Annotated in this window: 11 protein-coding genes; 8 read left to right on the top strand and 3 right to left on the bottom strand. The window is 62.0% G+C overall.

The genetic code is table 11. The features are described from left to right. Nucleotides 1-302: 302 nt before the first annotated feature. Nucleotides 303-1,535 carry an MFS transporter gene (locus B3397_RS09785; RefSeq protein WP_296249481.1) on the top strand — a complete coding sequence of 411 codons (1,233 nt, stop codon included), beginning with the start codon at nucleotides 303-305 and terminating at the stop codon, nucleotides 1,533-1,535. Between the two features lie 77 nt (nucleotides 1,536-1,612). On the opposite strand, the gene B3397_RS09780 is transcribed toward B3397_RS09785, so the two are convergent. Together B3397_RS09780 and B3397_RS09775 are read right to left on the bottom strand one after the other, a co-directional pair. Further along, nucleotides 1,613-2,047 carry a DUF4174 domain-containing protein gene (locus tag B3397_RS09780; RefSeq protein ID WP_296249479.1) on the bottom strand — a complete coding sequence of 145 codons (435 nt, stop codon included), beginning with the start codon at nucleotides 2,045-2,047 and terminating at the stop codon, nucleotides 1,613-1,615. A 130-nt stretch (nucleotides 2,048-2,177) separates the two neighbouring features. Then, a complete protein-coding gene (locus tag B3397_RS09775) occupies nucleotides 2,178-3,065 on the bottom strand; it encodes a LysR family transcriptional regulator (protein WP_296249477.1) in 888 nt (295 codons plus the stop codon). A gap of 184 nt (nucleotides 3,066-3,249) precedes the next feature. Between B3397_RS09775 and B3397_RS09770 the strand changes: the two genes are divergently transcribed. From B3397_RS09770 to B3397_RS09760, 3 genes are all read left to right on the top strand, one after another. After that, nucleotides 3,250-4,296: an Ldh family oxidoreductase gene (locus tag B3397_RS09770; RefSeq protein ID WP_296249471.1), complete on the top strand. Its 1,047-nt coding sequence runs from the start codon at nucleotides 3,250-3,252 to the stop codon at nucleotides 4,294-4,296. 11 nt (nucleotides 4,297-4,307) lie between these two features. Next, nucleotides 4,308-5,036 carry an ABC transporter substrate-binding protein gene (locus tag B3397_RS09765; protein ID WP_296249468.1) on the top strand — a complete coding sequence of 243 codons (729 nt, stop codon included), beginning with the start codon at nucleotides 4,308-4,310 and terminating at the stop codon, nucleotides 5,034-5,036. A gap of 68 nt (nucleotides 5,037-5,104) precedes the next feature. After that, entirely contained in the window at nucleotides 5,105-6,430 is a 1,326-nt protein-coding gene (locus B3397_RS09760) for a citrate:proton symporter (protein ID WP_349679022.1), read from the top strand. 12 nt (nucleotides 6,431-6,442) lie between these two features. Here B3397_RS09760 and B3397_RS09755 read toward each other — a convergent pair whose 3' ends face one another. Then, nucleotides 6,443-8,554, bottom strand: coding sequence for a TonB-dependent receptor (locus B3397_RS09755; RefSeq protein ID WP_296249464.1), 2,112 nt, complete (start codon nucleotides 8,552-8,554; stop codon nucleotides 6,443-6,445). Between the two features lie 138 nt (nucleotides 8,555-8,692). Between B3397_RS09755 and B3397_RS09750 the strand changes: the two genes are divergently transcribed. From B3397_RS09750 to B3397_RS09735, 4 genes are all read left to right on the top strand, one after another. Further along, nucleotides 8,693-9,418, top strand: coding sequence for a DUF4198 domain-containing protein (locus B3397_RS09750; RefSeq protein ID WP_296249462.1), 726 nt, complete (start codon nucleotides 8,693-8,695; stop codon nucleotides 9,416-9,418). A gap of 186 nt (nucleotides 9,419-9,604) precedes the next feature. Continuing rightward, nucleotides 9,605-10,543, top strand: coding sequence for a 4-hydroxyproline epimerase (locus tag B3397_RS09745; RefSeq protein WP_296249460.1), 939 nt, complete (start codon nucleotides 9,605-9,607; stop codon nucleotides 10,541-10,543). A 39-nt stretch (nucleotides 10,544-10,582) separates the two neighbouring features. Beyond that, entirely contained in the window at nucleotides 10,583-11,530 is a 948-nt protein-coding gene (locus tag B3397_RS09740; protein ID WP_296249458.1) for a dihydrodipicolinate synthase family protein, read from the top strand. Then, nucleotides 11,531-12,796, top strand: coding sequence for an NAD(P)/FAD-dependent oxidoreductase (locus B3397_RS09735; RefSeq protein WP_296249456.1), 1,266 nt, complete (start codon nucleotides 11,531-11,533; stop codon nucleotides 12,794-12,796). Nucleotides 12,797-12,865 lie beyond the last annotated feature (69 nt).

Genomic DNA, 12,865 nt, shown 5'->3' with positions numbered 1-12,865 from the left:
TTGCTGGGGGAGAGGGAGCCGATCACCGGCATCCGTCACACCGCGTTCTGCTCTTGGCCCTCTCCCTCTTCCTGGGAAAGTGGGGCCGATCACCGGCATCCGTCACACCGCGATCTGCTCTTGGCCCCCTCTCCCTCAGGGAGAGGGCTGGGGTGAGGGGACCATTCACCGCAGGTCCCCAGGGGCCATTTGCGCGAGGGGCCCGACGCGGATGAATCCGCTGCTACAGGGGTGTTTTAGCCGGTGGTTTTCGCCCATGATGAGGCGCTCGCATCCCCCCCAACTCCTGCTCGAGTCCAACGATGATCACCGCAGTCCCTGCTCTGACGCCCTTCAGCCGCTATCAAAAATTCGTCGTTGGCCTGCTGGCGACCCTGCAATTCGCCGTCATCATCGACTTCATGCTCATGGCCCCGCTCGGCGCGATGATCATGCCGGCGCTAAGCATGACGGCCCAGCAATTCAGTCTGGTGGTCAGCCTGTATGCCTTCAGCGCCGGCGTTTCCGGCCTGCTCACCGCGGGTTTTGCCGATCGTTTCGATCGCAAGAAACTGCTGCTGTTCTTCTACAGCGGCTTCGTCGTCGGCACCTTGTGGTGCGGCTTGGCGAACAGCTTCGAAACGTTGCTACTCGCGCGGGTAGTGACCGGCCTGTTCGCCGGGGTGATCGGCTCGATTGTGCTGGCAATCGCCGCCGACCTGTTCGCGCCGCAATCGCGCGGGCGCGTCATGGGCGTGATTCAAACCGCATTTGCCGCCAGCCAGGTGCTCGGTCTTCCTGTTGGCCTGTATCTGGCCAACCATTGGGGCTGGCATGCGCCCTTCCTGCTGCTGGCGGCCATGGGTGCCGCCGGCGGTCTGGTCATACTGTTGACGATGCGCCCGGTTACCGGCCACCTCGCAGCCCAGCAGGAACACAGTGCTTTTGGGCACCTGCTCAACACGCTGGCCACGCCCCAGCACTGGGCGGCCTTTGCCGCCACTGCGCTGCTCACCACGGGCGGCTTCATGCTGATGCCGTTCAGCAGCGCATTCACGGTCAACAACCTGGGCATCGATACCGCCAGCCTGCCCACCGTCTACCTGCTTACCGGCCTGTGCACGATTGTCACCGGCCCGCTGATCGGCCGCGCCAGCGATGGGTTCGGCAAACTCCCGGTGTTCTACGTCGGCAGCGCCCTGACCATCGTCATGGTGACGATCTACACGCACCTGTCCAACGTGCCGTTGCCTTGGGTGATCTTGGTCAACGCGGTTCTGTTCGTGGGGATTTTCTCCCGTCTTATCCCCTTCCAGGCCATGGTGGCCGGCGTACCGGAGCCTTCCCACCGGGGTGCGTTCAATGCCGTAAGCTCGGCCATCCAACAGCTGTCAGGGGGCTTTGCCGCATTGCTGGCCGGGCATGTGGTGGTGATCGGTGTCGATGGCAAGCTGCAGCACTTCGAAGTGGTCGGTTACGTGCTGAGCGCCACCACGTTGGTGGCGGGGTACCTGGTCTGGCGGGTGCAGCAGGGGTTGTTGCGCCGCACCGCATGACTGAATCGACGGTTTAGCCCGCCCAGATCCCCGTAGTGGAGTCCCCGGCAATCTGGCTGCGGTACCCAGGTTGAGAGTCACGGCTTCTGGCGCATGGGCATCTTGTCGATGGTGGCAAAGATCGCGCTGGCATCCAGGGGAGCGCGCTGGTCGATCTTGGTGCCGCCGTCCTTGCCTACCAGCAGCAAGCGGGTCGGGCCACCAGGTTCTACATCCAGCTTCTTCAAGAGCGCCAAGGTGGCTTGTGGGCTCAATGGCTCGCCATTTCGTTGGCCGACGCCGTCGATCACGGTGTACAGGACCATTTCCCGTTCGATGAAGGCCTCGCGGTTGGCAGGCTGCATCAACTCTTCCTGAAACGTGCGCCAGCTCTCATCCCGGTCGTTGGGGGCCACCACGATCAATGGTCGAGACTTCCAGCGTTCGGCAGCCAAAGGGTTTGAGGTGTCGGCCATTACCTGGGTGCCGGCCATGCCAAGCAACAACGCCATTGAGGTCATGAGGGTTTTCATCGGCATCTCCTGAACACAACGTTCGGTGATGTGTTGACCCTGGGCTTGCCTGTCTGCTCGGGAGAGCGGACGAAAGGTAGAGCGAAGTGATCACCTGGCCGCCGTCCACCACGGCCGAGCCCAATTTCGTCTACTTGCGAATACCCATCAAGAGATCGAATAAAAGCTGTGCGACCGGAGACAACGCCCTGCCCCGTCGGGATATCAGCCCCAGCGTCCGGCTGATCGAAGGATCTTTCAGTGGGCGAGTGATCAGCGTGGCGTGGCCATTGCTCGGCATTGCCAGCTTCGGTACCACGCCTATGCCCAGTCCCGCTTCTACCAGGCTGACCAGTGCCGGTACGTGCTTGACCTCACAGAATGACCGAGGGCGGATATCGCGCTGGGCAAGAGCCTGGTCGATCAGAAAGCGGTTGCCACTTCCCTGCGCCAGGCTGATGTAATCGGTATTGGACAGGTCATCCCAGGTCAGCGATTTGCGCTTGGCCAAGGGATGACCAACCCTGAGGGCGACAACGAACGCCTCCTCCAGCAAGGGCTGGAAGACAATCTCCGGGTCCTGGGTACCGATGTACGTCAGCCCGAAGTCGGCTTCACCTCTGGCCACGACGGTCAGGATGACGGATGACGACTCATCGTTGACCCGAATACGAATGCCAGGGTACTTCGCGTGGTACTGGCGGATCACATCCGGCAAGAAGTACGCCACCGCAGAAGGCACGCAGGCGATAGTCACTTCTCCGGACAGGCGATATGAAAGGTCGTGGAAGCCGATCAGCGCGTGGTCGAGTTCGTTCAGAACGTTCCTCGCCTTGGGTACGAACCCTCGGCCGACCGTGGACAGTTCGACCCGTCGGGTGGTGCGGTCGAAGAGGTGTACACCCAGCGCCTGTTCCAACTTGTCGACACGCCGCGACAGTGCCGACTGGGACAGGTGCAACGCTTTGGCGGCGGCGCTGAACCCGCCGTGGTCGGCGACCGCGAGAAAACCACGCAAGTCAGCCAGATCGAAATTCATGCGATTCACTCATAGATAACACTTTTATTTGCAATTTACTTTTTAATGCCCGCTCGCCAATCTGTCAACTCGCAGCCACATCCGAACCCACCGGATGGGTCATGACCTTTCAGCTATTTCAATTACCGCCGAGTTATTGCGCAGGGCGACGCCTGCCTGACCGGATGAACGCGAGTACATGTGAATGAACAATAAGAAAGAACTTCTTACCGCGCCCGTCGATGAACTTCGTCAACTTGGGCGTCAGGCATTCCAGGGACTGGGGCTGACCGAGCCTGCTGCCCAGAAAGTGGCCCAGGTATTGGTACTGGCGGATCTTTTCGGTTTGACCACCCACGGTTTGAGCCGTATCGAGTCCTACGGCGAGCGGCTTGAATCGGGGGGCATCAGCGCCACGGCGGACCCGCTGGTGGAGACGATCGCCCCAGCGATAGCGCGCGTGGACGGACGCAACGCGGTCGGCCCGCTGGTGGGCATGGCTGCATTGGAAGCCGGCATCGAACTGGCCAGGCAGTTCGGCATCAGCCTGGTACTGGCGCGGGGCAGCAACCACTTCGGGCCCATCTCACCGTATGCCTACATAGCCGCCGAACAAGGGTTTGCCAGCATCATCGGCAGCAACGCCACAACCACGATTGCGCCGTCCGGTGGCAGTGATGCGCGACTGGGCAATAGTCCACTGGGCTTTGGCGTACCCAACCCCGATGGCAATCATTTCATGCTGGACATGGCAATGAGCGTGGTGGCTCGCGCGAAAATTCGCAATGCGCTCAAGGCTGGACAACCTATTCCCGAGACCTGGGCGACCGACGCCGCGGGCAGACCTACCACCGACCCGCGCGCCGCCCTGGACGGCTTCCTGTTACCGATTGGCGGCCATAAGGGGTATGGCCTGGCACTGGTGGTCGATCTGTTGGCCGGGCTGCTATCGGACGCGGCCTACCTGACCCATGTGAAGTCGTGGGTCGACGCGCCCGATGAGCCGCAGAACCTGGGGCACTTCTTCATCCTGGTGGACACCCGCCGGCTGGGTTCCAGCGACTGGCTGAAAGCGCGGATGACCGACTTCGCATCGATTTTGCACCAGAGCCCCGCCATCGACCGAGTAGCCCCTGTCCTGGTACCTGGCGAAATAGAGCTGCAGAAAATGCAGCGCTACCTGCAGGAAGGCGTACCGGTCGATGCGGCCACCCGGGCCCTGCTGGATCAATATGCCAGCCGGACAGCGTGAGGGGCATGGACATGACTCAATCGAATACAGCATTGACCGCCCTCTTCGCCCCGACCGGCACATTGCGCGCCGCCATTAACGTCGGAAACCCAATCCTGGCGCGGCTGGACGAAGCTGGCGCGGCGGTAGGTGTTTCCGTAGATCTGGCCCAGGCCTTTGCCGCTGAGCTCGGCGTGTCAGTGGCGCTACAGGTGTTCAAGAGTGCCGGAGAATCCGTTGCCGCAGTCACGGACGGCCGCGCCGATTTCGGCTTCTTCGCGATTGACCCCGTGCGTGGCGAACAACTCGCTTTCACCGAACCCTATGTGCTGATAGAGGGCTGTTACCTGGTGCGTGATGACTCGCCATTGCAGCACAACGATGAGGTCGATCAGCCAGGCGTGACTGTCGTGGTGGGCAAAGGCAGTGCCTATGACCTGTACCTGACCCGTGAACTGAACGCTGCAACGATCACTCGTGCCGCCACTTCGCCGAGCGTTGTCGACACGTTCGTGGCCCAGGCCGCAGAGGTCGCAGCCGGTGTGAGACAGCAACTGGAGTTCGATGCGAAGCGGTTTCCCGGCCTGCGGTTATTGCCCGGCCGCTTCATGCAGATACGTCAGGCGATGGGTCTACCGCGCAGCTACGGCGAGGACGCAGCCGAGCAATTGCGACGATTCGTCGAGCGGGCCAAGGCCAGCGGTTTCGTTGCCGCGGCACTGGAACGTCACGGCATCGTCGGCGCCACCGTCGCCGACTGACCGGCCGTGTTTCACCTGATGATCAACCCCCTGTGGCAATCCTGATCCGGCGCAGCGGCGGCACTCAAATAAAAACAAGAGTAACTGACATGTTGGCATTTCTCGGCTTATCGATGGTCGTGGTATTTACCTACCTGATCATGGCGAAACGGCTTTCACCCATCGTTGCGCTGATCGTGGTGCCGGTGGTCTTCTCGGTCATCGCGAGCTTTGCATTGACCACCGACAAGATGATGCTCGACGGCATCAAGATGGTCGCGCCGTCGGCGGCCCTGCTGCTGTTTGCGATTCTGTTCTTCGGTGTGCTGTTCGACGCCGGATTGTTCGACCCGATGATCAAGATGATCTTGCGCAAGGTAAACGGTGACCCGGTAAAGATCGCCATCGGTTCGGCGCTGCTTTCGTTGACCACCGCACTGGACGGCGACGGCACCACGACCTACATGATCACCTGCGCAGCCATGCTTCCGTTGTACAAACGCATCGGCATGAACCCGATGATACTGGCCAGCGTCTGTGTGCTGTCACTGAGCGTCATGGGCGGCATGACCCCCTGGGGTGGTCCCGCAACCCGTGTGATCGCCGTGCTGGGATTGGACGCGGCCGAGTACTTCATACCACTGCTTCCCACCATGGCCGTCGGTGCCCTCGGCGTGCTGTATACCGCGTTCGTGCTCGGTCGGCGGGAGCGAAAGCGCATTGGCGTGGTGAACCTGTCCAGCGGTGGTGACGACTGTTACATCGAATCCATCGTTGGCCATGGCGAAAACAAGAATCCCAAGATGGTCATCCCGAACCTGATTCTGGTGTTGACGGTGATGGTGTGTCTGGTCACCGGTGCGTTGCACTCGGTGATCAGTTTTCTGCTGGGGTTCGTCATTGCCCTGGTGATGAACTACCCCCGGCTGAATCTGCAGAAAGAGCGGATGCTCGCCCACGCCGGCAATGCCATGGTAGTGGTGCTGCTGGTGTTCGCCGCCGGGGTGTTCGCCGGCATATTCTCCGGCACCAAAATGGTCGACGCCATTGCCCAATTGCTGGTCAATACCATTCCTCCTTCGTGGGGGCACCTGTTCCCGTTGGTCGTCGCAATCACCAGCATGCCGCTGACATTCTTGCTCTCCAATGACGCCTATTACTTCGGCGTAGTCCCCATCCTGGCCAATGCTGCGGCAGCGTACGGTATAAGCCCGATCGAAATCGCTCGGGCGTCGGTTCTCGGCCAACCGGTTCACCAGATCAGCCCGCTGGTAGCCTCCACCCTACTGCTGGTGGGGATGATCGACCGAGACCTGGGGGACTTTCAGAAAACCACCATCAAATGGGCGGTATTGCTTTCTCTGTTGATGACCGGGGTCACCTTGCTGACTGGTGCCATTACGCTATTCACGTGAGTCGAGCTGGCGCTAGAAGTAATACTTCATCGAAGCCCCGATAATCGTCGATGGCTGCGGCGACAGCAGCAAGCCTGCGGACGTCCCATACGCCACTTCACTGCCATAACGATGGGGCTGGAAGGTGCCGTACACACTGAACGCGTAGTCTTGATAGTCATAGGTCGCTTTGAGGTCATAGCGGGTGTAGACCGGCATATCACGTTCCTGTGTCTGCGGCGTGCCCACGTAGTAGGGAATGCCCGCCAGGTGGTAGGCGTCGGCATTGAGGGTGATCTGCCCGCCCATGAAGCCGTCGCGGTACTGCACACCGGCCTTGTAGGTGTGCTCGGGCACAGTCAACTTCGCGCCGGTGCCGACCGGTGGGTTATTGACCACCGCGTCGATGATTCGGCCATAGCTGGCGTACGTGCTCACCGTGGAGGTCAGCTGGTAATTGAAGCTGGTCTCGACCCCGCGGCGGGTCGTATCGCCGACTTGCTGGTACACCTCAGGCGCGGTCTGCACCGTTTCGTCCTGGTTCTGGATGTAGAAGAACTCGGTGGTACTGGAGAAATGCTCAAACGGCCTGACAGTGAATCCGACATCGTAGGATTTGACCTTGGTCGGTTTGATGCTGTCATTGGCCAAACCGCCAGGCTGGCCCAAGGGAAGAGCCGTGCTGGCACCGGCGCTGATCTGTTCGGCAGCCGGCGAGCGGAAGCCCTGGGCCACGTTGGCGAACAGTTCGAGGCTGTCGACCGGCGCCCAGACGATACCGAATCTGGGGGTGGTCACCGAGCTGTGATAGCCGCTGCTCGCGCCTGGGTACTTGAGGTTGTCGACGTCGTAATCGAACCGGTCGTAACGAATGCCGGCCAGCAACTTTACCGATTCCACGGGTTTGAACTGACCTTGGGCGAACAGCCCATAGGTGATCAGATCCATGTCGAAATCATTGATGAAATTGGCGGTGGGCTGGTTGAAGCGATATTGCTGGCGGTAGGCATCGCCGTTGTCGCGCCGGGCTTCGGCGCCAAGCGTCAACGAGGCGCTGTCGCCCTGAACGAAGTTGTAGGCCGCACGGCCGCCGTAGATATGGCGATCATCCTTGCCGAACGTGTGTTGGCTGGTGCTGGTGGTAATGGCCCGTGAGCGTTCGAAGTCTTCGAAGTAACCGGTAGCATAGAATCCCCCCTCGCCCTCGGCCGGCGCTCGATTGAACACATAGGTGTTGCGCTTGGCATCGCCAAACCCAGGCAAACCGAACTGCGTGGAGCGCGGGCTCAGCCCGGCCTGCAAGGCGGGTAACGACAGGTAGCCCCCGGCCTCGGATTCGGATTGATAATGGCTGAAGCGTGCCGAATATTTGGCCTCACCTATCACCTTGCTGAGCTTCCAGAAGTAGTTGTCGCGAGTGGTCTGCGTGGCTCGGCGAAAGCCATCCGCGCGGTACAGATCGGCGACGAACAACGACTCGAAACCCTGGCTTTCGCCGCCCAGCACCAGACTCGACCGCCGCCCCTTGTAGCTGGACACATCGACGGCGATGCTCGAAGCCACGTCACCGCCATCCAGGGTCTGGATATCCACGGCCCCCGCACGATTCTGATCGCCATACAACGCCGAGACCGGCCCCTTGATGACGTTGACCTGCCTGATCATGTCCGGCGTCAACCATTCCAGAAACACCGGGCCATGACCCGCGCCGCCCTGGCTGGATGGAATGTTCTGCGGCACGCCATCGACATAGACGGCGGTGTCGGCGCCATGGGTGCCCTGGGTGGCGAAGCCGCGCATCCTGAAGCCGTTGCCGGTATCCCCCTGGTCGATATTGTTGGCCAGTACGCCGGGAACGCGGCGGTAGATGTTGGAAATGTCACGGCCCACATTGAGGGTGCGGATTTCCTCGGCGGTCACGGTGCTGACCGCAGCAGGCAAGCTCTGAGGCGCATTGCTGACCTGAGTGCGGCCGGGCGACCCTGACGCCTGGAGCCCGTTGCGTTCGCCTGACACCTCGATGGCTTCCAGCTCTGTGATCGCCGGGCTCTCGGCCTGCGCCGCTGCGGCGGCGCAGAAAGCCCCACTGGTAACCACTGCCCGGGCAAATGCGCCCGCCCGACCGCGAGCGATTGATGCGTACATGAAGAACCTCCCCCTGAATTTAATGTTATGTTATAACGGTTGGCGTTATACCTGATTCCCAACCGTTCGGCTATCGGCAGACGTGGCAGGCCTCATCCGCTGCGTATTGCCAACATCACACCTTCAAGGAGCTGTTCCATGCGTCACTCTGTTCGTACTCTGCTTGTTGCCGGAGGGTTATTGCTGCACTCGACCGTCCACGCCCACGGCCTGTGGATCGAAGAACGACGGGGCAATATTGAAGTGATCTACGGCCATGGCGCTGAGGATGACGCTTACGGACCGGACAAGGTCCGTCAGGCCTGGGCGTTCGATGTGAGCGGCAAGCCGCTCGCCTCCAGCATTACGAAATGGAGTGACCACGCACGCGTCAAGCCTGATTCCGCACCGGCCTCGGTGATGGTGGTGCTGGACAATGGCGTGTGGACGCAGAAGCCTGACCGTCAATGGGTCAACCTGCCAAAGCAGCAGGTACCGGGGGCATTGCAAGCTTCACAGTCGCTCAAGTACAGCCTGGCGATCTACCAGCCGCGAGCAAAGCTGGCTGTGCCAGAGGCAGCGAAGTTCGTGATCCTGCCCCAGGGCGATGCGCTCCAGGTAGGGCCGGGCAAGCCGTTGACGGTACAAGTGTTGCTGGACGGCAAACCGGCAGCCGGCATCGAGGTTATTGGTGACTACCGCAACGCGCCGCACACGGTATCGGCCAAGACCGATGCCCAGGGCCATGCCACCCTCACCGTGCGCAACGAGGGTTTGAATGTGATTGCAGCGCAGACCAAACAAGCCGTGAGCAACGATCCTGATCTGGACCGCTTGAGTTATTTCGCATCGCTGACGTTCCTGGGGGAGCCGCACCACGAGTGATGCCTTGACCCATGGCGATAATCGACAACTGCAAGGCAAACACGTGATTTCACGTGTTCGCCTGCTGATCCACTGTGCTGAATTCGTCATCCATCCCGACCTAAACCATCAATCGGAGCCGGCCTCGGCCGGCGCACTCTAGGGCCATCGCCTGCCTGACGGCGGCTTGGCTGCAAGGACCGATTCATGAAACAGGTACACGTCATCGACTCTCACACCGGCGGCGAGCCCACACGTCTGGTGATGAAGGGATTTCCCGCCCTGACCGGTCAGACCCTGGCGCAACAGCGCGACGAGCTGCGTGACCAGCACGACGCCTGGCGCCGCGCGTGTCTGCTCGAGCCCCGTGGCAATGATGTGCTGGTGGGCGCGCTGTATTGCCAGCCCACTTCGCCCGATGCCATCTGTGGCGTGATCTTTTTCAACAACAGTGGCTACCTGGGCATGTGCGGTCACGGCACCATCGGCCTGATCGCCTCGTTGCAGCACCTGGGGCTGATCGGCCCTGGCGTGCACAAGATCGACACACCCGTAGGGCCGGTCAGCGCCACCCTGCACGACGACGGCGCAGTCACCCTGGGCAACGTTGCTTCCTACCGCTATCGCCACCAGGTGGCGGTGGAAGTCCCTGGGCACGGCCGTTTTTTGGGCGATGTCGCCTACGGCGGCAATTGGTTCTTTCTGGTGACCGAGCATGGGCGGCGGTTGACCCTGGATAACGTCGAGGCGCTCACGCAGCTCACCTGGGCCATGCTCAGTGCCCTGCGCGAGCAAGGCATCCACGGCGAAGACGGTGCCGTGATCGACCACATCGAACTGTTCGCCGACGACGCCGATGCCGACAGCCGCAATTTCGTCATGTGCCCCGGCAAGGCCTACGACCGCTCGCCCTGCGGCACCGGCACCAGCGCCAAGCTGGCGTGCCTGGCGGCCGACGGCAAGCTGGCCGAGGGAAAGCGCTGGGTGCAGGCCAGCATTACCGGCAGCCAGTTCGAGGGCTATTACGAACGGAGTAGCGATGAGCACGGCGAGTGCATTCGTCCGTTCATCACTGGCCGCGCCTACATGACCGCCGACAGCACCCTGTTGATCGATGAGCAGGACCCGTTTGCCTGGGGCATCTGAACCCCGCTGACCCTTTGACCTTTTCCAGGAGTGAACCCCATGAGCGAGAGCATTTTCACCGGCTGCATCCCGGCCTTGATGACCCCCTGCACCGCCGAGCGCAAGCCGGATTTCGACGCCCTGGTCGCCAAGGGCCGTGAGTTGGTGGATATCGGCATGAGCGCGGTGGTGTATTGCGGCTCCATGGGCGACTGGCCGCTGTTGACCGAGGCCCAGCGCCAGGAAGGCGTCGGCAGGCTGGTGGCCGCCGGAGTGCCGACCATTGTCGGCACCGGCGCGGTGAACTCCCGTGAAGCCGTCGCCCATGCGGCCCATGCCGCCAAGGTCGGCGCACAAGGCCTGATGGTAATTCCGCGGCTGCTCTCGCGGGGTGGTTCACCCGCGGCGCAGAAGGCGCACTTTGCGGCGATTCTGCAAGCAGCGCCCGAACTGCCTGCCGTGATCTACAACAGCCCCTACTACGGCTTCGCCACCCGCGCCGATCTGTTCTTCGAACTGCACCGTGAATACCCCAACCTGATCGGCTTCAAGGAATTCGGTGGCGGCGCGGACCTGCGCTACGCCGCCGAGAACATCACTTCCGGCAACCCCGACGTCACCTTGATGGTGGGGGTCGACACCCAGGTGGTGCACGGTTTCGTCAACTGCAACGCCACCGGCGCCATTACCGGTATCGGCAATGCGCTGCCACGCGAAGTGCTGCAACTGATCTCGCTGAGCAAACAGGCGGCGCTGGGCGATGCCAAGGCACGCCGCCTGGCCCTGGAATTGGAGGGAGCGCTGGCGGTGCTGTCGTCATTCGACGAAGGCTATGACCTGGTGCTGTTCTACAAGCACCTGATGGTACTCAACGGCGACAGCGAGTACCGCCTGCACTTCAATGAAACCGATGCGCTGAGCGACGCTCAGCGTCATTACGCCGAAACCCAGTACGCCCTGTTCCGCCAGTGGTACGCGAACTGGTCGGCAGAACAGAACGTCGCCTGAATGGCCACCATCCCCTCCTCGCCTACCGCGCCTGTGGCCGATGTCGCCGTGGTCGGCGCCGGGATCATAGGCGTTGCGTGCGCCTTGCGTCTGGCACGCAAGGGCCTGCGCGTGGTGCTGATCGATCAGCAGGAACCCGGTCGTGGCGCGTCCTATGGCAACGCCGGGCACCTGGCCACCGAGCAGGTGTTTCCGATTGCAGACTTTTCCATCGTGCGGCGCCTGCCCGGCATGCTCTCGGACCCCATGGGTCCGCTGCGCCTGGACTGGCGCCACCTGCCCCACGCCCTGCCCTGGTTCACGCGCCTGCTGCTGAACCTGCGCGCGGCGCCTTATCAGCGTTCAGTGGCGGGCATTCGCGCATTGAATGAGCACAGCCTGGCGGCCTGGCAACGGTTGTTGGCCGATATCGGTCAGCCACAGCTGCTCAGGCAGGACGGTTCGCTGCTGGTATTCGAACGGCCCGAATCCGAAGCGGCGCTACAGGCGTTGCGCACACGGATGGGCGAGCAGCAAGTGCCTGTCGATGTCTGGCGGGCCGACACGGTGCGCCAGGCTGCGCCGCAACTGAGCGCGCGAATCCAGGGCGGATTGTTCTTTCCCGCCACGGGGCATTTTCTGGATCCGTACCGGGTGGTCGGGGCGCTGATGGAGAGTGCCACGGCCAGGGGTGTGAGTTTTCTGCAGCACCACGTACACACGGGCCGGCTGGGGCCTCAAGGGGTGACGTTGATCACCGATCGCGGTGAAGTGAACGCACGTCAGGTCCTGGTGGCGTGCGGCGCCCATTCAGCACACCTGACCGCAGCACTGACGGGCAAGCAGGTGCCGTTGGACACCGAGCGCGGCTACCACCTGATGCTGCCCAACGAGCATGCTCGGCTGCCCTTCGCGGTGACCTCCCTGGAGCGGCGTTTCATCATGACGCCCATGACCGACGGTTTGAGGCTGGCAGGCACCGTGGAGTTCGCAGGGCTGAAGCGACCACCGAACATGCAGCGCGCGTGGCAGTTGCACACCCTCAGCAAGGGCTTGTTCACGGAGGACTTGAGCGCTGAAGGGGCCACGCCGTGGATGGGGTTCAGGCCGTCGTTGCCGGATTCGTTGCCCGTGATTGATCGGGTCGGTAACGGGCGGGTGCTGCTTGCGTTCGGGCATCAGCATCTGGGTTTGACCCAGGCAGCGGTGACGGCGGAGAGGGTAGCGGCGCTGGTGGATGGACAGGTGGATGGGGTGGGGCCTTATCGGTTGGGGAGGCTCTGGTAGGGGGTGGGGTTTGACGTGAGTTTTGCGGTGGATGGTCCCCTCACCCCAGCCCTACAGACCGCCCCACCA

The sequence above is a fragment of the Pseudomonas sp. UBA4194 genome, from assembly GCF_002379585.1.
GTDB lineage: Bacteria > Pseudomonadota > Gammaproteobacteria > Pseudomonadales > Pseudomonadaceae > Aquipseudomonas.
The sequence above is the reverse complement of the archived record's forward strand: the minus strand, read 5'-3'. Positions and strand labels throughout refer to the sequence as shown.

What these genes read in the sequence shown, in the direction of transcription:
- B3397_RS09785 (WP_296249481.1), top strand. Translation starts at nt 303, where the DNA reads ATGATCACCGCAGTCCCTGCTCTGACGCCCTTCAGCCGCTATCAAAAA.
- B3397_RS09780 (WP_296249479.1), bottom strand. Translation starts at nt 2,047, where the DNA reads ATGAAAACCCTCATGACCTCAATGGCGTTGTTGCTTGGCATGGCCGGC.
- B3397_RS09775 (WP_296249477.1), bottom strand. Translation starts at nt 3,065, where the DNA reads ATGAATTTCGATCTGGCTGACTTGCGTGGTTTTCTCGCGGTCGCCGAC.
- B3397_RS09770 (WP_296249471.1), top strand. Translation starts at nt 3,250, where the DNA reads ATGAACAATAAGAAAGAACTTCTTACCGCGCCCGTCGATGAACTTCGT.
- B3397_RS09765 (WP_296249468.1), top strand. Translation starts at nt 4,308, where the DNA reads ATGACTCAATCGAATACAGCATTGACCGCCCTCTTCGCCCCGACCGGC.
- B3397_RS09755 (WP_296249464.1), bottom strand. Translation starts at nt 8,554, where the DNA reads ATGTACGCATCAATCGCTCGCGGTCGGGCGGGCGCATTTGCCCGGGCA.
- B3397_RS09750 (WP_296249462.1), top strand. Translation starts at nt 8,693, where the DNA reads ATGCGTCACTCTGTTCGTACTCTGCTTGTTGCCGGAGGGTTATTGCTG.
- B3397_RS09745 (WP_296249460.1), top strand. Translation starts at nt 9,605, where the DNA reads ATGAAACAGGTACACGTCATCGACTCTCACACCGGCGGCGAGCCCACA.
- B3397_RS09740 (WP_296249458.1), top strand. Translation starts at nt 10,583, where the DNA reads ATGAGCGAGAGCATTTTCACCGGCTGCATCCCGGCCTTGATGACCCCC.
- B3397_RS09735 (WP_296249456.1), top strand. Translation starts at nt 11,531, where the DNA reads ATGGCCACCATCCCCTCCTCGCCTACCGCGCCTGTGGCCGATGTCGCC.